The organism is Mameliella sp. LZ-28 (assembly GCF_012274245.1).
GTDB classification, from domain to species: domain Bacteria; phylum Pseudomonadota; class Alphaproteobacteria; order Rhodobacterales; family Rhodobacteraceae; genus Antarctobacter; species Antarctobacter albus.
In genome coordinates this window covers 349,834-368,321 of the sequence record NZ_JAANYX010000032.1, presented here as the reverse complement: position 1 = coordinate 368,321, position 18,488 = coordinate 349,834, and the positions used below count along the sequence as shown (strand labels likewise).

Below are 18,488 nucleotides of genomic sequence, written 5' to 3'. Positions count from 1 at the left end.
TCCGGCTGGATTCCGCTTGACCTTTGCACTGCGGGACGTTTGAACCCAGCGATGACTTTCAACGGATAGGTGGCCGGCCTCATGGACGATCAGAACAAGAACCTGCTTCTCGCGACCGCGCTCAGCATGGTCGTGATCCTTGTATGGTTCCTGCTGTTTCCCCCTCCGGAGCCGACTGAGGATCCGAATGCACCGGTGGCCACCGAAACCGACGCCCCCGCGCCCGACGGCGTGGCAACCGCGCCGCGTGCCGCTGATCCCCTGGGCGGCGGAACACCGGCAGAGGCCCCCGCGGCCAATGCCGACACGACGGAGGCCCCCCGCCTGCCGCTGGACAGCGCCCGCCTGGAAGGGTCGATCTCGCTCACCGGCGGCCGCATCGACGACCTGCGGCTCAAGGACTATCACGTCGAACTGTCGGTGGAATCGCCCATCGTGCAGATGCTTGACCCGGTCGGCAGCTCCAACCCCTACTACGCGCTCTACGGCTGGGCGCCTGGCAACGGACTGGCACTGTCGGATGTGCCCGGGGCCAATACCTCCTGGACCATCGAAAGCGGCGAGACCCTGACCCCCGACAGCCCTGTGACCCTGCGCTGGGAAAGCCCCGCCGGGTTGATTTTCCGCCGGACCATCTCCGTCGACGAGGATTTCATGTTCTCGGTCACGCAGGCGGTCGAGAACACCGGCGACCAGACCGTGTCGCTGGCCCCCTACGGCGTGCTCGCGCGGCACGGCGAACCGGACGACCTCAAGAACTTCTTCGTGCTGTTCGAAGGCGCGCTACAGATGTCCGACGGCATCCTGGAGCAGACCAAGTACAAGAACATCCCCGATCTGGACATGCTGCCCGCCGAGGGCACGCAGGCCACGGTCGAGCGTGTGCAGGAAACCGGCTGGGTCGGGTTCACGGATCACTACTGGATGGCGACGCTGATCCCCGACGCGGGGACGCCGTTCAAGTCGGTGGTCAAATACGACGCCCGCCGCGACATCTACCAGACAGAGGCGGTGCTGCCGACCGTCGAACTGGCGCCCGGCGCCAGCCGGGAGGTCAGCAGCAAGCTCTTTGCCGGTGCCAAGGAATGGGAAACCATCCGGGAATACCAAAAGGCCGGCATCGACCGCTTCCTCGACTCGATCGACTGGGGCTGGTTCTTCTTCATCACCAAATACATGTTCGCCGTCCTGCACTGGCTGAACCTGCATATCGGCAACATGGGCCTCGCCATCATCGCTCTGACCTTGCTGCTCAAGGCGCTGCTGTTCCCGCTGGCCTATAAATCCTATGCCTCGATGGCCAAGATGAAGGAACTCCAGCCTGAGATGGAAAAGCTCAAGGAGCGCGCGGGCGACGACCGCGAGAAGCTCCAGAAAGAGATGATGGCGCTCTACAAGAAGGAAAAGGTCAATCCGGCCGCCGGCTGCCTGCCGATCCTTCTGCAGATCCCGATCTTCTTCTCTCTCTACAAGGTGATCTTCGTCACGCTGGAACTGCGGCACGCCAACTTCTTTGGCCCGTTCAACGATCTCTCGGCGCCTGATCCGACCTCGCTCTACAACCTGTTCGGCCTGCTGCCTTGGGGCGCGCCCGATCCGCAGTCGATCCTGGCCCTGGTCTTCATCGGCATCCTGCCGCTGCTTCTGGGTATCTCGATGTGGCTACAGCAAAAGCTGAACCCGGCGCCCGCCGATCCGACGCAGCAGATGATTTTTGCCTGGATGCCCTGGGTCTTCATGTTCATGCTGGGCGGTTTCGCCAGCGGCCTGGTGGTCTACTGGATCACCAACAACGTGATCACCTTCATGCAGCAGTACATGATCATGCGCAGCCACGGGTACACGCCCGACATCATGGGCAACATCAAGTCCAGCGTGAAAAAGAAGAAGGACAAGGAGCAGGACAGCAAATGACCCGTTCCCTGACCGCGATCTGGCGCTTTCCGATCAAGAGCCACGGCCGGGAAGAGCTGGACGCGGTCACGCTGAGCGCCGGGCAGTGCCTGCCCTGGGATCGCCTTTGGGCTGTCGCACATGACCAGTCCGGCGCCGACGGATCGGAATGGGTCTCCTGCCGGAACTTCTCGATCGGCAGCAAGGCCCCCGCGCTGGGGGCCATCTCTGCCCGGCTGGACGAGGCATCGGCCACGGTCACGCTCTCACACCCGGACCGGGACGACCTGACGCTGCGGCCCGACGACGAAGGCGACAAGCTGATCGCCTGGGCCGGCGGATTCATCCCGGACAACCGCGCGCAATCCACCCGGGTGGTGCGCGGCAGGACCCGCGGCTTTACCGACAGCGAATTCCCCTCGATCACGCTGTGCAACCTGTCCTCGCACCGGGCCGTGGAACAGCGGCTTGGCCATGCCCTGTCGATCCACCGCTGGCGCGGCAATCTCTGGTTCGATGGCGGCGCCCCCTGGGAAGAGTTCGACTGGATCGACCGCGAGGTACAGATCGGCGAGGCGGTTCTGATCCCGCGCGAACGCACGGACCGCTGCCTTGCCACCCACAACAATCCCGACACCGGAAAGCGTGATCATGACGTGCTGGGCACGCTGGATCACTGGGATCACCGCGATTTCTCGGTCCGGGCCGAGGTCGTGCGCAGCGGACGGATCGCGCTTGGCGACCGCGTGGAGGTTCTGTGATGCAACTTGCCTTTCCCGTCGCCGAGGAACCGGACGACGCCGCCCGCGAAGCGGCGCGCAAGCTTTTCGTCGGTCACGAGGTCGATTTCCTCAAGGGCGTCGTCGGCATGGACGGCCTGCCGCCCAATGACCGGGCCGAGGTCTGCTTTGCCGGCCGGTCCAACGTCGGCAAGTCCAGCCTGATCAATGCGCTGACCGGCCGCAAGGGGCTGGCACGCGCGTCGAACACGCCGGGCCGCACGCAGGAAATCAACTATTTCACCCTGGGCGCCGATCACTACCTGGTCGACCTGCCCGGTTACGGATTTGCCAACGCGCCCGTGGACGTGGTCGCGCGCTGGCAGGCCCTGCTGAAATCCTATCTTTCGGGCCGGGTCAGCCTGCGCCGTGCTTTCGTGCTGATCGATTTCCGCCACGGGATCAAACCCGTCGACGACGAGATCATGACCCTGCTGGACCGCTCTGCCGTGACCTTCCAGGCGGTTTTGACCAAGGCCGACAAGGTCAAGGACAAGGATAAGGACCGTATCCTGGCGCAAGTGCGCCAGGGGTTGTCGAAGCACCCCGCCGCCTACCCGGAAATCGTCCTGACCAGCAGCGAAAAGGGGGATGGCATCGCCACCCTGCGCGCGATCATCGCCGGGCTCAGCTGATCGCGGTCCTGCCCTCTGGAAATCCCGCCCCGCGCGGGGCATTCTGGGTATAGCCCCCTGCCTGGAAGACCCGAGATGAGACGACAGAACATGAACAGAGACTGGATCGCCACCGCCCGGACCCTCTCCGAGGCCCTGCCCTTCATGCAGCGCTACACCGGCGCCATTGTCGTGGTGAAGTTCGGCGGCAACGCGATGGGCGACGACGCGGAAATGGCCGCCTTTGCCCGCGACATCGTTCTGATGCGCCAGGTGGGCGTGAACCCTGTCGTGGTGCATGGCGGCGGGCCGATGATCAACGACATGCTCAAGCGGCTGAACATCGAAAGCAAGTTCGTCCGCGGCAAGCGCGTTACCGACCAGGCCACCGTCGAGGTGGTCGAGATGGTTCTGACCGGCCTCGTGAACAAGCGCATTGTCCAGGCGATCATGGACGAAGGCGGCCGCGCGGTCGGCCTGTCGGGCAAGGACGACGACTTGATGGTCTGCGAACCGGACGATCCCGAACTGGGATTTGTCGGCCGCCCGATCGAGATGAACGTCCAGGTCCTGCGGGATCTCTTTACCGCCGGGATCATCCCGGTCGTGGCCCCGGTTGCCACCGGGACAGAGGTGACGGAAACCTACAACGTCAACGGCGACACCGCCGCCGGCGCCATTGCCGGCGCGCTCAAGGCCGACCGCCTGCTGCTCTTGACCGATGTGCAGGGCGTCAAGGGACCAGACGGCGAGGTGGTGACCGAACTGTCGCCGGATGACGTGCGCAAGCTGACCGCCGAGGGCGTGATCGCGGGCGGCATGATCCCCAAGACGGAAACCGCGCTCAAGGCCATCGAAGAGGGCGTGCGCGCGGTGGTCATCATCGACGGGCGCGTGTCCAATGCCTGCTTGCTGGAGCTGTTCACCGAACATGGGTCGGGGTCGATGATCCGCTCCGACAACCGGCCGCCCCTGCCGAAATGACCCCGAGGGACCTGCAGGACGCCGACATCGCCGCCGCCCGTGCCGGGCTTCGGCTGCGCGGCGCCCTGCACCCGGACAGCGAAGACGGCGCGCCCGAGGGCACCGGCACCCTGTTGCTGCTCGGCCCGGACGAGCCGCATTTCTGGCCGCTCTTCACCGCTGCCCCCGAATACCTGGACGGTGCGCCCGATCCGCTCGACCGCTGGTCGAAACGGGTGCTGTCCGCGGTGGCCGAGGACTGGGGCGGAACGGCGATCTTTCCATCGGACGGACCACCCTATGCGCCGTTCCTGTCCTGGGCGCTGGGAACGGGCCGCGCATGGTCGTCGCCGGTCGGGATGCTGGTGCACGATGCCGCCGGGCTCTTCATCAGCTACCGTGGCGCCATTGCCCTTCCGGTGCGCCTGCCGCTGACACCCACCGGCACGCAGCCCTGTGGCACCTGTCCGCGCCCCTGCGAAACCGCCTGTCCGGTGGGGGCACTTGGGCCCGGTCAAACCTATGACGTGGCGCGCTGCAAGGCCCATATGCTGACAGCCGAGGGCATGACCTGCCGGACCGAGGGCTGCCTGGTCCGCCGCGCCTGCCCCGTCTCTGACGGTTTCTCGCGCAGGGCAGCGCAATCCGCCTTTCACATGCGGGCTTTCCTTGGGGCAGATGCGCCTTGAAACAGCTCATCCTGATCCGCCACGCCAAATCCGATTGGAGCCATGGCCTACCCGATCATGATCGGCCACTGAACAGCCGGGGCCGCCGTGCCGCGCCTGCGATCGGCGACTGGTTGCGGGAAAAGGGATTTCTTCCGGACGACATCCTGTGCTCGACGGCAACGCGCACGCGCGAGACGCTGGCTCTGCTGGGGGCCAAAGCCCCCGTTCGCTTCGAACCGGCGCTTTATCACGCCGCCCCGGAAACCATGCTGGAGATCCTGAAAACCGCAGCAGGCAACAGCGTGATGATGCTGGGCCATAACCCGGGCATCGCGGCCCTCGCCGAAGACCTGCTGGAATCGCCCCCGGATCACCCGCGCTTTGCCGCCTACCCGACCTGCGCCACGCTGGTGGCCCGTTTCGACATCGACGACTGGCGTCGCCTGCAACCCGGTACCGGGACCGCAGAGGCCTTCATCGTGCCGCGCGACCTCACCGACTGACGCGGGCGCCCCTGTTTCTACTCTGCAAGAATCCCCGAAAGGCGTCCGAATTCAGCGGAACGGCGGGCTATACAGTAACCCGCCATCGGTCCACTGCAGGTTCAACCCGCGCGACAGGCCGATAGGCGTCGTCTCACCGATGTTGCGGGCAAAGATCTCGCCATAGTTGCCGCCGGCCTTGATCGCCCGCACAGCCCAATCCGCATCCAGGCCCAGCATCTCGCCCATCAGCCCGCTGGTGCCCAGCAGGCGCGCGATTTCCGGGTTGTCCGTGCTCTCGCGCATCTCGTCGATGTTGACCGAGGTCACGCCCAGTTCCTCTGCCGAGATCAGCGCGTTCAGGACCCAGCGGACGACGTCAGCCCATTCGTCGTCCCCGTGGCGCACCACCGGACCCAGCGGTTCCTTCGAAATCACGTCGTCCAGCAAAAGGTGATCACCTGGCGCCTTGAAGGCGGCGCGGATCGCCGCCAGTTCCGAGGCGTCGCCGGTGAAGACCTCGCATTCGCCTTCCAGGTAGAAGGTCTGCGCCTGCGCCGTGCTTTCGACAGCGACCGGCTCGTAGGTGATGTTGTTGCGGGCGAAATACTCGTCCAGATTCATCGCCGTCTTGGTGTCCGGCTGGACGCAGACGCGCTTGCCGTTCAGCTCCGTCGGAGAAGAGACCCCCAGCGTCTTGGGCACCATGAAGCGCTGCCCGTCATAGTAGTTGATCCCGGCGAAATCGACCTTCACGCCAACGTCGGTGGCAAAGCTCCAGGTCGTGTTGCGTGCCAGCACGTCCAGGTCCCCGCCAAGAAGCAGGGTAAAGCGCGTGCGGTTCGTGGTTTCCACGAATTCCACCGCCGAAGGATCGCCCAGCACCGCCGCCGCGATGGCACGGCACAGGTCCACGTCGAATCCCGCCCATTCGTCGCGCGAATCCCGCGAGGCAAAGCCGATCAGGCCGGAGTTCACCCCGCAGTTCAGGACTTCCCTGTCTTGGACGTCCTTCAGCGTGCCGGCCGAGGCGCCGCCGACGGCACAGGCCAGGAAGGCCGTCGCGCATAGAAATAACCTCAGCATGCCGTTCTCTAACCCCGGATCTCGCTTGTCACAGACCGGCCCCCGCCGGACAAAAAAACGGAGGGGTCCTTGATCCGAGCCCCCCTCGACGCTGGGCCAATTTGGGCGGATTCCCGCCCAAAGGTCAAGCAAGGATGCCACCCGGAAAGGCAAGGTTCCGCCCGTCCCGATCCTGTCTAACCATCTGCGAGCGAATGGAAAACACTCGCATGCAGGAACTCGCCGCGTTTTCTTTGGGCAATTTCGGCGGCTTCTTCATCGACACCCCATTGCTCTTCCTGCCAGGTCTCGTCGATCCGCGACAGCGCCCAGGCCTCTTCGGGTGCACATGCGCCCCGGATCACCGCCAACGCCAGCACCAGCGAACCGGACATCGACACGAGGTCATGGAAAGCGGCCAGGTGGAACGGCGATTGCCCGTGCACCTCTGCGCTCAGCCGGTCCAGCGCCTGCGCGTCCTGCGGCTGGTGGATGACCCCCGCCACGGGCACCAGCCTGGCACCATAGGTCGCCTCGGCCCAGTCCAGCAAGGGGTCCCAGCCCTGGCGCTGACGCTCTGCCAGCCCTTCCGGATCGTCGGCACGATAGCACAGCAGATCGCTGTCACCATAAGCGGCCAGCATGTCGGCCACGGCCGCATGCTGCGGCGTCACCTTGTCCAGGGCGGAATTGGCCATGCGGGTAAAGGGCATCGAGGTCGGATCGACCTTGTCCTCCTGCGCGGCCCATTCGCCGGCGATCTCACGCGCCAGGGCCTCTGTCGGCACCACCAGCGCGGTCTTGGCCGGGGTCTTGACCCCGCGCCCGTCCAGCGTGACGGCAAAGCCGCCCTCGACCGGTGTCACCTCGGCGTTCTGCCAGAAACGTTTGAGCGCCCATTCGCTCATGTCATGCCCTCCAGGACGGTGTCTATGGCGCGTTCCAGCCCGGCGGCATCATCCACGACATGTTCCGCCCCGGTCAGAGCCTCGGGCGGGTGATACCCCCATGTCACGCCGATGCGCGGCATACCCGCAGCCTGCGCCATTTCCATGTCATAGCTCGTGTCGCCGATCATCATCGCCCGCTCGGGGTCCACCCCCGCTTCATCCAGGGCGTTGAACAGCATCGCAGGATGCGGCTTGGACGGGTTGTCATCGGCACATTGCCGGGTGACGAAGCGCTGTGTCAGCCCGTGGCTTTCCAGAAGCGCGGTCAGCCCGCGCCGCGACTTGCCCGTGGCGATCCCCAACAGCACGTCGTCCCGCGCCGACAACCGATCCAGCAAAGCCGGGATGCCGGGATAGAGCGGCGAGGCCTCTGGCCCGCCCTTCATCCGCAATTCGGCATAGGCGTCCTTGTAAGCCTCGACCAGGCGCGTGCGCTGCACCGGGCCAAGCTCGGGCGCGAGATGCGAAAAGGCCTGCGGCAGGGACAGGCCGACGATCGCCAGGATCGCCTCGCGCGTCGGGCGTTCGATCCCCTCGCTGGCAAAGGCGATGCTCATGGCACCCAGGATATCGCCCTGGCTGTCGACAAGCGTCCCGTCGACGTCGAAGATCACGAGGCTCAGGCTCATTGCAGTTCCTCGAAAGGATCGTCGGCGGCGATATCCTCGGTCCAGCCCAGCGTGTCCCAGCTTTGCGCCATGTGATCGGGCAAGGGCGCGGTCAGGGTCAGTGGCTTGCCGGTGAAGGGATGTTCGAACCGCATCGAGCGTGCGTGCAGGTGCAACTTGCGCGAGATCATCCCACCCAGTTGTGCGCCCCAGCCATCGCCCAGGTTTTCCTGCCCCGAACCGCCGTATTTGCCGTCCCCGATGATTGGATGTCCGATCTCGGCCATGTGCGCGCGCAACTGGTGGGTGCGGCCGGTGATCGGCTCCAGCGCCACCCAAGAGGCACGGCCCGCGACGCGGTAAAGCGTTGCATACAATGTGTGTGCACGTTTTGCACCTTCTGTATGCGCCATGTCGCGCGGGTGGACGCACAGCATCTTTTCACCCTCGCCGTGGTGTCCGTGGCCCGGTGCCTTGACCAGGCCATACCGGATCTCGCCCAGGTAAGGCGTAGGCACACCGGCCACCAGCGCCCAGTATATCTTGCGTGTCAGCTTGTGCCGGATCGCGGCGGTCAGCGCCTTGGCCGCCTCGCGCGTGCGCGCCAGCACCAGGACGCCGGATGTGTCCTTGTCCAACCGATGTACCAGGCGCGGTTTCTCGTCGTAGCCAAAGGTCAGCGCCTCGGCCAGGCCGTCGACGTGGCGGGTCTGCTTGCTGCCGCCCTGTGTCGCCAGCCCGGGGGGCTTGTTGATCGCGATCAGGTGATCGTCCTTGTAGATCACGCAATCGCGGATCATCTGCGCATCCTGGTCCGAAACGGCGGGTTTCGGCGCGCTTTCCACCTGGCCGGGTTCGGGCAAGGGCGGGATGCGGACCTGCTGACCGACCTCCAGCCGGGTCGAGGCCTTGACGCGCGCGCCGTCGACGCGCAGCTCACCCTTGCGGCACATCTTTTCGATACGGCCCTGCGCCAGTTGCGGGAAATGCCGCTTGAGCCAGCGGTCAAGCCGCTGGTCGCCATCGCCCGGGCCCACGGTCACGGTTTGAACTCGGCTCATGAAACAGCACTCCGTGCAAGGGTGAGACCGGCAAGGAGCGCCGCCAGCGACAGGATCACGGATCCCGCGACATAGACCGCCGCCAACCCGCCCTGTCCCCGTTCATACAGGGTAATCGCATCCAGCGAAAAGGCCGAGAAGGTGGTGAAACCGCCCAGCACACCGGTCATCAGCAAGGGCGCATAGCGGTTCGCGCTGAGGTGCAGCAGGGCCACCACCAGAACGCCCATCAGGAAGGATCCGACGATGTTCACGGTCAGCGTGCCCCAGGGGAATCCCTTGCCCAACAGGCGCGCCGCGGCGATGCCTGTCATATAGCGGGCCGAGGCGCCAAGGGCGCCGCCCAGCGCAACTTGCAGAAGGGGCGTCATGGGCGCGGACATGGCGGCGAGGGGCCCGGATGTCAAGCGCGGCCGGGCCGGGTGTCGCGACGGTCCCGCCACCGACGCAGCGGCTTGAGCACCCGCAGGTCCAGCAGGGCCGCCCCGGTCGCCGCCAGCACCGCCAGGCAAAGCCCCCATTTCGTCACCGGTTCCATCGCGCCCTGGATCTGCACCGCATGAACCACCGTCGAGACGGCGATCACCAGCGCCAGCACTCCGTGCACCTGCTGCCAGAGGCGGGGCCGCAGCCCGATCCGCCGCCGCAACCCGGCCAGCAGCGCGGTCAGCAGGACGGCCCACATGGCCGCAACGCCATAGACGGAAAACGGCGTCGGCGAGACCAGAAGAAGCGCGTCAAGCGTGTCCGGCGGGCTGGTCACGTACAGACCCGCCACATGCAGCACCACGCCGGCGGTCAACACAACCCCCAGCCAACGGTGCCAGCGCCGCCCGCGCGGGCCGCCGACGCCGGGCAGGTAGCCCGCTGCCAGCAGCGGCTGCAAAACCATCAGCGCCAGGCAGAAAATGCCGGCAAAGCCCCCAACGATATAGGCGGCGCCGCGATAGGATAGCAGCGGGCTGCCAGCGGCATAGGCCACTGGCACCGCCATCAGCGCCAGCACGGCACCCCAGATCAGCAGCGCGCGCATGGGTTTGTGGCCGCCCGGCACACTTCAGGCGGGTTGCAGAACGAAGTCCGCCGACACGGCGGTATCCTTGGCGCTTGGCATCACGGGTCGCAGGAAGACGGTCTTGAAGCGGCCGTCGTCATAGGCCAGATGCGCATGTGGCTGACCGAAGTTCGGCACGATCTGTTCCATCTCCAGCTCGAAAGAACCATCGGCCCGGGTCAGCACGCTGCCATGATTGCGCGGCTCGCGCTCTCCGCCCAGCACGGTGGCGGCCCAGATCTGGATGCGGAGGTTGTCCAGCGGCGCGCCATCGCCCGCGCGCAGCACCTTGCCCCGGACAAAGAACCCGCGGCCCAGGTTTTCGACCAAGGGTGCGCCGGGCCGATAGTTGTTGCTGCCGCCCCGCATGGATCGGGTCGGCGCCAGTCCGGCGGCCAGCGCCTGCCCCGGCGCATGGACCAGAGCGGCCCCGGCCAGCCCTGCGGAAATCAGAAAGGCGCGGCGGTTGTAGAACGGAACGGTCATGGCGGCGTCTCCTCCTTGGCCGTCGGCACGGCGGTTCGGGAAAGTCGTGAGGGAAAGCCTAGGCCGTTCGGCCCCGCGTTTCACCCGTCCGCCCACCACAATGCCGTGAACGCCGCCCTAGCCGCCCTTTCGCTGCGACCGCAGACGCGCGAAATAATCCACCCGCTTGCGCAGGTCGCGTTCGAACCCGCGTTCCACCGGCTCGTAGAAACTGGCGCGGTCCATCTTGTCGGGGAAATAATCCTGCCCGGAAAACCCGTCCTCGGCATCGTGGTCATAGGCATAGCCCGCGCCATAGCCCTGGTCCTTCATCAACCCGGTGGGCGCGTTCAGGATATGCTTGGGCGGCATCAGGCTGCCGGTCTTTTTCGCCGATGCCCGCGCGGCCTTGTACGCGACATAGGCCGCGTTCGATTTCGGCGCCAGCGCCAGGTAGACCAGCGCCTGCGCAATGGCGAGTTCCCCCTCAGGGCTGCCCAGCCGTTCGTAGGTTTCCCAGCTTTGCAGGCAGACCGCCTGCGCCTGCGGATCGGCCAGGCCGATGTCCTCGACCGCCATGCGGGTGATGCGGCGCGCCAGGTATCGCGGGTCTTCGCCCGCCTCCAGCATCCGCGCGTACCAGTAGAGCGCGGCATCGGGATCGGACCCGCGCACCGATTTGTGCAGCGCCGAGATCAGGTTGTAATGGCCATCCCCGGACTTGTCGTAGACGGCGGCACGCTTCATCAGCCGCGTCTTCAGCCCATCGGTGTCCAGCGGTTTTGCCAGCCGCCAGGAGGTCACCTGTTCAACCAGGTTCAACAGCGCGCGCCCGTCGCCATCGGCCATGTCCAGCAGGGCGGCACGGGCCGATGCGTCCAGCGGCAGGTCCCGGCCCAGTTCGCCCTCGGCCCGCTTGACCAGGGCCTCGAGATCTTCTTCGCCCAGGCGTTCCAGCACCAGCACCTGCGCCCGGCTGAGCAAAGCGGCGTTCAGTTCAAAGGACGGGTTTTCCGTGGTGGCGCCCACCAGCAGGATCGTGCCGTCCTCCATGTGGGGCAAGAAGCTGTCCTGTTGTGCCTTGTTGAAACGATGGATCTCGTCGACGAAAAGCAGGGTGCCCTGCCCGGTGCGGCGGCGCTGTTTCGCGGCCTCGAAAACCTTGCGCAGCTCCGGCACGCCGGAAAAGATCGCGCTGATCTGGACAAAATGCAGATCGGTGGCATCCGCCAGCAACCGCGCGATGGTGGTCTTGCCCACCCCCGGCGGCCCCCAGAAGACGATCGACCCCAGCGTGCCCGCCTCCAGCATCACGCCCAGCGGCGCGTCCGGTCCCAGCACCTGGCGCTGGCCGATCACCTCGTCCAGCCGCCGGGGCCGCAGCCGGTCGGCCAGGGGGCGCGGTGCGCTGTCGGCCACGGCGGGTTCTGCCGCCCCGGTATCAAAGAGATCGGCCATCCGGTCAGGCCCGGAAGCGTAACAGGAGCCGGCGGTTGCCGCGCAGCACCTCGATCTGGACCAGCGGGCCGGGACGGCGCAGCAGGCGATCCACGTCGCGCGGCGCCTCGATCCGGCGGCCGTTCACACCCAGCAGCCGGTCCCCGGTCTGCAGGCCGATCTGGGCGCCAAAGGGGCCGGGATCCAGCACGACGATCCCCTCGGAGTCCACCGGCAGTCCCAGTTCCGAAACCACCGCCGGGTTGGCCCGCGCCACCTGCAACCCCGGCAGGACGGTGCGTTCGCCAAGATCGACCATCTCGCGCGGCGGGCTGTCGGGCGGGGCGATCATCGGAACGGTGGCGATCTTTTCCTCGCCCCGGCGGACATAGATCACCTCGGCCGACCGGCCGATCCCGCGCATCGACATGCGGAACAGCATCTCGGCGGGTGTGTTCACCGGCGCACGGTCGACCTCGGACACCACGTCGCCCACCTGAAGGCCCGCTGCGGCAAAGGGGCTGTCTTCGTGCATCTCGGCGATGACCACCCCACCGGGCAGGTCAAGGCCAAGGCTGTCCGACAGTTCCGCCGTCACCGACTGTCCGACCATCCCCGCCCAGGGCCGCTGGAACCGGCGATGGCCTTCCTGAGCCTGTTTGACGAATTGCGCCACCAGCCCCGCGGGGATGGCAAAGCCGATACCGTTCGACCCGCCCGACCGCGTCAGGATCGAGGTGTTCACGCCGATCAGCTCACCCTGCACGTCGATCAGCGCCCCGCCGGAATTGCCCGGGTTGATCGGCGCATCGGTCTGGATGAAATAGCCGCGCGCATTGCCCGTCGCGGTGCCCGACCGCGCAAGCCCGGACACGATACCCGAGGACACGGTCTGCCCGATGCCGAAGGGGTTGCCGATGGCCAGCACCAGCTCGCCCACCTCGACCGTGTCACTGTCACGCAGATCCAGGTGCGGCATGTCCTCGGCGCCGGCCAGCCGCATGATGGCAAGGTCGGATTCCTCGTCCGCCAGCAGGATTTCCGCGTCGTATTCGCGCCGGTCGTTCAGCACCACGCGGATGTCCGTCGCCTGGCCCACGACATGATAATTCGTCACCGCGATGCCATCGGCAGACAGGATCACACCGGACCCCAGCGAATTCTGCACCCGGGGCCGCTGTTCGAACTGGCGAAAGAAATCGCCAAAGACCGGGTCGCCGGCAAAGGGGCTGCGCTGTTCGACGACGCGGCGGGCATAGATGTTGACCACAGCCGGGGCCGCCTCTTTCACGAGGGGCGCGAAACTGAGGCTGATCTCACCCGGGCTCTGCGGCACGCGCACGTCCTGCGCCGCCGCCGGGACCGCCAGCATAATTAGACAAACAAAAGCTCTGAGCATGAAAATCCTCCGGCTATCTCGGACCCCTAGCATATGTCCCCCACCCCGGTCCGATGCAAGCGGCGCCCGCGCCCGGCACCAAACGCTTGGGCAATTGCAACCCGTGCACATTTGCTCCATGACGGTTTCATGACGTCACGATTGAAGCCCGAGACCAGTGCGCTCTGCGTTCACCTTCTGACCGCCACCGGGGCGGTCTTTGCCATGCTGGCGATGCTGGCGGCGGTGCAGGAAAACTGGTCGCTCATGTTCCTCTGGCTGGTCGTGGCCTTTGCCGTCGACGGCGTGGACGGACCTCTGGCGCGGAAATACGACGTCAAGACCTTTGCCCCCCGGTTCGACGGCGTCCTGCTGGACCTGATCATCGACTACCTGACCTATGTCTTCATCCCGGCCTTCGCTCTGTTCCAGTCGGGGCTGTTGCCGGGCTGGACGGGCTGGGTGGCGATCATCCTGATCACCTTTTCCAGCGCCATGTATTTCGCCGACAACCGCATGAAGACAGAGGACAATTCCTTTCAGGGCTTTCCCGGCTGCTGGAACATGCTGGTGCTGGTCCTTTTCGCCATCAAGCCCGATTTCTGGGTGATCCTGGCGCTTGTCGCCGCGCTGGCGCTGGCCATGTTCCTGCCGTTGAAATTCATTCACCCGGTGCGCACCGCGCGCTGGCGGATGCTGTCGCTGCCCATCGCCCTCGCCTGGACGGTCTTTGCCGGCTGGGCCGCCTGGGTGGATTTCCACCCGCAAAGCTGGGCGCACTGGGGGCTGGTCGTGACCTCTGTCTACCTGCTGTTTGCGGGCGTGGCCCAACAGGTCATCCCGGCCCGCAAGGCGGCCTGACCGTCGGCATAGCCCTGCCGGTTTATTCGGCACAGCCCGTTATTTGAGCACCCCAACCAGAGGCTATGGCTTTCGCCCGGCGCCCAATGATGTTTGGGTAAAGGAACTGGCCGGGCGCCACAGGCCCGGGCCGCAACCGGACGAGGGACCATGCGTATTAACCTGGGCTGCCGGATTTCTATCGAGCTTGCCGCGCCCACACCGCTGATCTGCTTGCTGAACGTGCATTATTCGCGCGCCAGCGATCTGGAACGGCCCGACCTGCTGCTGACCGATCCCGGCGTCCCGGTCGAGGCCTATCGCGACGGGTTCGGCAACTGGTGCAACCGGCTGGTCGCGCCCGAAGGCCGGATGACCATGACGACGGACGGCACGCTGTTCGATGCCGGGTTTTCCGACCCCGTGGGGCATGAGGCGCAGCAACATGCCGTCGAACAACTGCCGGTCGAGGCGCTGGGGTTCCTGCTGCCCAGTCGCTACTGCGAAAGCGACGTTCTGTCGGAATTTGCCTGGGACCGGTTCGGCGACGCGCCCCTTGGCTGGTCCCGGGTGCAGGCGGTCTGCGACTTCGTGCATACCCACATCCGCTTCGGCTATGAGCACTCGCGCCCCACCCGCACCGCCGCCGAGGCGCTGAACGAGGGCGTCGGCGTCTGCCGTGATTTCACCCACCTGGCGGTGGCGCTGTGCCGGGCGCTGAACATCCCCACGCGTTATTGCACCGGCTATGTCAGCGACATCGGCCAGTCCGCGCCGATCCGCCCGATGGATTTCGCCGCCTGGATGGAGGTCTACCTGGGCGGGCAATGGTGGGTCTTCGATCCGCGCAACAACGACACCCGCTTTGGCCGGGTGCTGATCGCGCGCGGACGCGACGCGGCGGACGTGCCGCTGATCCACAGTTTCGGCCGCCACGACCTGACCGGGTTCGAGGTCTGGATTCACCAGATCGACGACGCCCCCGGGCCCGCCTGAGCGGCCTCTCCCTCAGACGAACCTGTTGACCCAGTTTTCCAGCCGTTCCTGCCGGCCGGAACGTGGCTCGGGATTGATCCCCTCCTCCAGCACGCGCTGCTGGATCGCCCCGAGGTCGCTTTGCAGCATGGCCTGCGCCCCGGGCGTGTCCCAATCGGCGTACCGCTCGGACAGCGCCTGTTCCAACCCGCCGTCCTCCAGCATTGCCGCCGCCGCCTTGAGGCCCCGCGCGCAGATGTCCATGCCCCCCACATGGGCGGCCACCAGGTCCACCGGGTCCAGCGACTGCCGCCGCAGCTTGGCGTCGAAATTGGTTCCGCCGGTTGTGAACCCGCCCATCTTCAGCACCTGATAGTAGGCCAGCGCCACCTCGGGCACGTTGTTGGGAAACTGGTCGGTGTCCCAGCCCGACTGGTAGTCGTTGCGGTTCATGTCGATCGACCCCAGCATCCCCTCGGTGGCCGCCAGCGCCAGCTCATGCTCGAACGAATGCCCGGCCAGGATCGCATGTCCCTGCTCGATGTTCAGCTTGATATCATCCTGCAGCCCGTACTTGCGCAGGAAGCCGATGCAGGTGGCCACGTCGTAATCATACTGATGCTTCGACGGTTCCTGCGGCTTGGGTTCGACAAGTATCGTGCCCTCGAACCCGATCTTGTGCTTGTAATCCACCACCATCGACAGGAAGCGCGCCATGTTGTCGGCTTCGCGGCCCAGATCGGTGTTCAGCAGGGTTTCATACCCCTCGCGCCCACCCCACAGAACGTAGTTCTGCCCGCCGAGTTTATGCGTCGCGTCGATGCAGCCCTTCACCGTCGCGGCAGCAAAGGCAAAGACCTCCGGGTCCGGGTTGGTCGCCGCCCCCGACATGAACCGCCGGTGCGAGAACAAGTTGGCCGTCCCCCACAGCAGCCGGGTCCCCGTGGCCTCCTGCTTTTGGCCCATGTAGTCAGTGATCTCTTCCAGCCCGGCGAGGTTGTCGGCGTAATTGCCCATTTCCGGCCGGATGTCCGCGTCATGCCAGCAATAAAAGGGCTGGCCCAGGATGCCGAACATCTCGAAGGCCACGTCGGCCTTCATCTTGGCGCGCCCCATGTCGTCCTGCGGATGCCAAGGCCGGACAAAGGTCTGACCGCCGAACGGATCGCCCCCCTCCCAGGCAAAGCTGTGCCACCAGGCGACGGCAAAACGCAGGTGATCCTCCATGCGCTTGCCCATGACCATCTCATCGGGGTCGTAGTGGCGATAGGCCAGTTCGCTGGTGCTTTGCGGCCCCTCGTACCGGATGGTGTCGATCCCGTCGAAAAATCCCGTGCTCATGTCAGCCCCCTCACTGCCGGATAAATCTCGCGCCACGCGGCATAGGCGTCGCGGTAGGCGCCGGTCAGCGCCGCATTCGGCGCAATGGTCTCGCGCACGGGCGGGGGCGTCATGATCTCGTCGACCGTGCCCGCCCCGGCCCCCACCATCGCCAGCCGGGCCGCCCCCAGCGCCGCGCCGAAATCGCCCTTGTCGGGCAAGGCCAGCGGCACATCCAGGACCGTCGCGATCAGTTCCACCCAATAGCGCGACTGCGCCCCCCCGCCGATGGCCAGAAGGCTGTCCAGCCGTGCGCCGGAGGCCTTGAGCGCCTCGGCGCAATCACACAGGGCAAAGGCAACGCCCTCCATCACCGCGCGCGTCATGTCGCGGCGGCTGCTGCCCACGTCGATGTTCAGGAACCCCGCCCGGATGCGGCTGTCGTTGTGCGGCGTCCGCTCGCCGGAGAGGTAGGGCATGAAGCGCAGCGCTCCCGGCCCGTCAAAAGTGTCGCCCAGCTCGGTCGCAAGCTCGGCCGGGGAGGCCCCCGTCACCCGCGACAACCAGTTCAGGCTGTCCGTTGCCGCCAGGATCACCCCCATCTGGTACCACTGCCCCGGCACCGCGTGGCAAAAGGTGTGGACCGCGCTTTCCGGCAGCGGCGCATAGCCGTCGCGCCCGGTCAGCACGACACCCGATGTGCCCAGCGAGACAAAACCCGTTCCCTCGCGCATCGCGCCGACGCCACAGGCCGAGGCCGCGTTGTCGCCCGCCCCGCCGACCACGATCACACCCGCAGACATGCCCCAACGGTCCGCGAGGTCGGGGCGCAGGGTGCCCCCCGTCTCGCAGCCCTCGACGAGGCGCGGCATCTGGTCGGGGCGCATCCCCGACACCTCCAGCAGGCGCGCGGACCAGTCGCGCGCGCCCACATCCAGCCAAGCGGTGCCGGCGCTGTCCGACATGTCGGCAAAGCGTTCGCCTGTCAGGTGAAAGTTCATGTAGGCGGCGGGCAGCAGAACCGTCGCGGTGCGGGCAAAGACATCGGGTTCGTTGCGCGCCACCCAGAGCAGTTTCGGCGCGGTGAACCCCGGAAAGACGATATTGCCCGAAAGGTCGCGTACCGCCGCCGCCCCGTCCAGCTCTGCCGCCTCGGCCGCGCTGCGGGTGTCGTTCCACAGGATGCAGGGGCGCAGCACCGCACCGTCGGCATCCAGCAGCGTGGCACCATGCATGTGACCCGACACGCCCATGCCCCGCACAGCGGGCATGGCTTGGGGATGTGCGGCGGCCAGTTCGCCCAGCGCGCCGTCCACCGCCGCCACCCAATCCGCCGGATCCTGTTCGGACCAGCCGGGATGCGGATGTTTCGGCGCATAGGCCCGCACGGCGCTGCCCACCGGCGCACCGTTGCCATCCACCAACAGGGCCCGCAGCCCCGAGGTTCCCATATCCAAACCCAGATACATGTCCCGCCTCCTCGTGTTGGCGCTACCGAAAGCCAAGGAGGGGCGGACTGTCAAACCCCTGCGGTCAGAAACCGCGCAAGTTTGCAGGAATGAGAGTCTTGAGCCGGGCCAGGACGGAAATGATAGGTTTCATCTCATTTCCGCGAAATCCGGCCCGATGCCGTCAGGGCTTCAGCCCTTTTCCAGCGCTTCGATACGCGCCTTCAGCGCTTCGTTTTCCTCGCGCGCCTTCTGCGCCATCGCGCGGACCGCGTCGAATTCCTCGCGGGTGACGAAATCACGATCCGCAAGCCAGCGGTCGATCATCGACTTCATGGCGGTTTCCGCCTCTTCCCGCGCGCCCTGGGCCACGCCCATAGCGTTGGTCATCAGCTGGCTGATATCCTCGAAAACCTTGTTACGCGTCTGCATTGGGTCACTCCGCCGTTGCATTCCCTGCCTATATGGTCGCACAAGGCGCAACC

General features: G+C 66.1%; 20 protein-coding genes. 8 read left to right on the top strand and 12 right to left on the bottom strand.

The window, feature by feature from the left end:
* The first annotated feature begins 81 nt into the window (after window positions 1–81).
* The 6 genes from yidC to G9Q80_RS16965 all read left to right on the top strand — a co-directional run bounded on the left by yidC (window position 82) and on the right by G9Q80_RS16965 (window position 5,423).
* Window positions 82–1,914 (top strand): membrane protein insertase YidC, encoded by a 1,833-nt coding sequence (yidC, locus tag G9Q80_RS16990; RefSeq protein ID WP_043140955.1) that lies wholly within the window; start codon window positions 82–84, stop codon window positions 1,912–1,914.
* Entirely contained in the window at window positions 1,911–2,654 is a 744-nt protein-coding gene (locus tag G9Q80_RS16985; RefSeq protein WP_088714733.1) for an MOSC domain-containing protein, read from the top strand. Before yidC ends, G9Q80_RS16985 begins: the two co-directional genes overlap by 4 nt.
* Window positions 2,654–3,307, top strand: a complete 654-nt coding sequence (yihA, locus tag G9Q80_RS16980; protein ID WP_088714732.1) for a ribosome biogenesis GTP-binding protein YihA/YsxC — start codon at window positions 2,654–2,656, stop codon at window positions 3,305–3,307. The genes G9Q80_RS16985 and yihA overlap by 1 nt, the downstream gene beginning before the upstream one ends.
* A gap of 75 nt (window positions 3,308–3,382) precedes the next feature.
* On the top strand, window positions 3,383–4,270 hold the full coding sequence (argB, locus tag G9Q80_RS16975; RefSeq protein WP_043140951.1) for an acetylglutamate kinase: 888 nt from the start codon (window positions 3,383–3,385) through the stop codon (window positions 4,268–4,270).
* Window positions 4,267–4,938, top strand: a complete 672-nt coding sequence (locus tag G9Q80_RS16970) for a ferredoxin (RefSeq protein ID WP_088714731.1) — start codon at window positions 4,267–4,269, stop codon at window positions 4,936–4,938. The genes argB and G9Q80_RS16970 overlap by 4 nt, the downstream gene beginning before the upstream one ends.
* Window positions 4,935–5,423: a SixA phosphatase family protein gene (locus G9Q80_RS16965; RefSeq protein WP_088714730.1), complete on the top strand. Its 489-nt coding sequence runs from the start codon at window positions 4,935–4,937 to the stop codon at window positions 5,421–5,423. Before G9Q80_RS16970 ends, G9Q80_RS16965 begins: the two co-directional genes overlap by 4 nt.
* A 51-nt stretch (window positions 5,424–5,474) precedes the next feature.
* On the opposite strand, the gene G9Q80_RS16960 is transcribed toward G9Q80_RS16965, so the two are convergent.
* The 9 genes from G9Q80_RS16960 to G9Q80_RS16920 all read right to left on the bottom strand — a co-directional run bounded on the left by G9Q80_RS16960 (window position 5,475) and on the right by G9Q80_RS16920 (window position 13,441).
* Window positions 5,475–6,488 (bottom strand): amino acid ABC transporter substrate-binding protein, encoded by a 1,014-nt coding sequence (locus G9Q80_RS16960; protein ID WP_088714729.1) that lies wholly within the window; start codon window positions 6,486–6,488, stop codon window positions 5,475–5,477.
* A gap of 176 nt (window positions 6,489–6,664) precedes the next feature.
* Entirely contained in the window at window positions 6,665–7,375 is a 711-nt protein-coding gene (locus G9Q80_RS16955; protein ID WP_088714728.1) for an ATP12 family chaperone protein, read from the bottom strand.
* Window positions 7,372–8,046: an HAD-IA family hydrolase gene (locus G9Q80_RS16950; protein ID WP_074621841.1), complete on the bottom strand. Its 675-nt coding sequence runs from the start codon at window positions 8,044–8,046 to the stop codon at window positions 7,372–7,374. Before G9Q80_RS16950 ends, G9Q80_RS16955 begins: the two co-directional genes overlap by 4 nt.
* Window positions 8,043–9,086 (bottom strand): RluA family pseudouridine synthase, encoded by a 1,044-nt coding sequence (locus G9Q80_RS16945; RefSeq protein WP_043140935.1) that lies wholly within the window; start codon window positions 9,084–9,086, stop codon window positions 8,043–8,045. Before G9Q80_RS16945 ends, G9Q80_RS16950 begins: the two co-directional genes overlap by 4 nt.
* Complete coding sequence (gene crcB, locus G9Q80_RS16940; RefSeq protein WP_088714830.1) at window positions 9,083–9,457, bottom strand: fluoride efflux transporter CrcB; 375 nt, start codon at window positions 9,455–9,457, stop codon at window positions 9,083–9,085. Before crcB ends, G9Q80_RS16945 begins: the two co-directional genes overlap by 4 nt.
* A 32-nt stretch (window positions 9,458–9,489) precedes the next feature.
* A complete protein-coding gene (locus G9Q80_RS16935) occupies window positions 9,490–10,119 on the bottom strand; it encodes a ferric reductase-like transmembrane domain-containing protein (protein ID WP_088714727.1) in 630 nt (209 codons plus the stop codon).
* Between the two features lie 24 nt (window positions 10,120–10,143).
* Entirely contained in the window at window positions 10,144–10,626 is a 483-nt protein-coding gene (locus tag G9Q80_RS16930) for a peptidase associated/transthyretin-like domain-containing protein (RefSeq protein WP_088714726.1), read from the bottom strand.
* Window positions 10,627–10,743: 117 nt separating this feature from the next.
* Window positions 10,744–12,063 (bottom strand): replication-associated recombination protein A, encoded by a 1,320-nt coding sequence (locus G9Q80_RS16925; RefSeq protein ID WP_088714725.1) that lies wholly within the window; start codon window positions 12,061–12,063, stop codon window positions 10,744–10,746.
* A gap of 4 nt (window positions 12,064–12,067) precedes the next feature.
* Window positions 12,068–13,441 (bottom strand): trypsin-like peptidase domain-containing protein, encoded by a 1,374-nt coding sequence (locus G9Q80_RS16920; protein ID WP_088714724.1) that lies wholly within the window; start codon window positions 13,439–13,441, stop codon window positions 12,068–12,070.
* A 129-nt stretch (window positions 13,442–13,570) separates the two neighbouring features.
* Between G9Q80_RS16920 and G9Q80_RS16915 the strand changes: the two genes are divergently transcribed.
* Both G9Q80_RS16915 and G9Q80_RS16910 read left to right on the top strand, forming a co-directional pair.
* On the top strand, window positions 13,571–14,281 hold the full coding sequence (locus G9Q80_RS16915; RefSeq protein ID WP_069209516.1) for a CDP-alcohol phosphatidyltransferase family protein: 711 nt from the start codon (window positions 13,571–13,573) through the stop codon (window positions 14,279–14,281).
* A 150-nt stretch (window positions 14,282–14,431) separates the two neighbouring features.
* Window positions 14,432–15,256 (top strand): transglutaminase-like domain-containing protein, encoded by an 825-nt coding sequence (locus G9Q80_RS16910; RefSeq protein WP_088714723.1) that lies wholly within the window; start codon window positions 14,432–14,434, stop codon window positions 15,254–15,256.
* Between the two features lie 12 nt (window positions 15,257–15,268).
* Here the strand turns inward: G9Q80_RS16910 and xylA are convergent, their stop codons facing one another.
* The 3 genes from xylA to G9Q80_RS16895 all read right to left on the bottom strand — a co-directional run bounded on the left by xylA (window position 15,269) and on the right by G9Q80_RS16895 (window position 18,435).
* The gene (gene xylA / locus G9Q80_RS16905; protein ID WP_088714722.1) at window positions 15,269–16,576 is read right to left on the bottom strand and encodes a xylose isomerase; all 1,308 of its coding nucleotides are present in this window, start codon (window positions 16,574–16,576) and stop codon (window positions 15,269–15,271) included.
* Window positions 16,573–18,024, bottom strand: a complete 1,452-nt coding sequence (xylB, locus tag G9Q80_RS16900; protein ID WP_088714721.1) for a xylulokinase — start codon at window positions 18,022–18,024, stop codon at window positions 16,573–16,575. The genes xylA and xylB overlap by 4 nt, the downstream gene beginning before the upstream one ends.
* A gap of 171 nt (window positions 18,025–18,195) precedes the next feature.
* Window positions 18,196–18,435, bottom strand: a complete 240-nt coding sequence (locus G9Q80_RS16895) for an accessory factor UbiK family protein (protein WP_043140914.1) — start codon at window positions 18,433–18,435, stop codon at window positions 18,196–18,198.
* Between the last annotated feature and the right edge of the window lie 53 nt (window positions 18,436–18,488).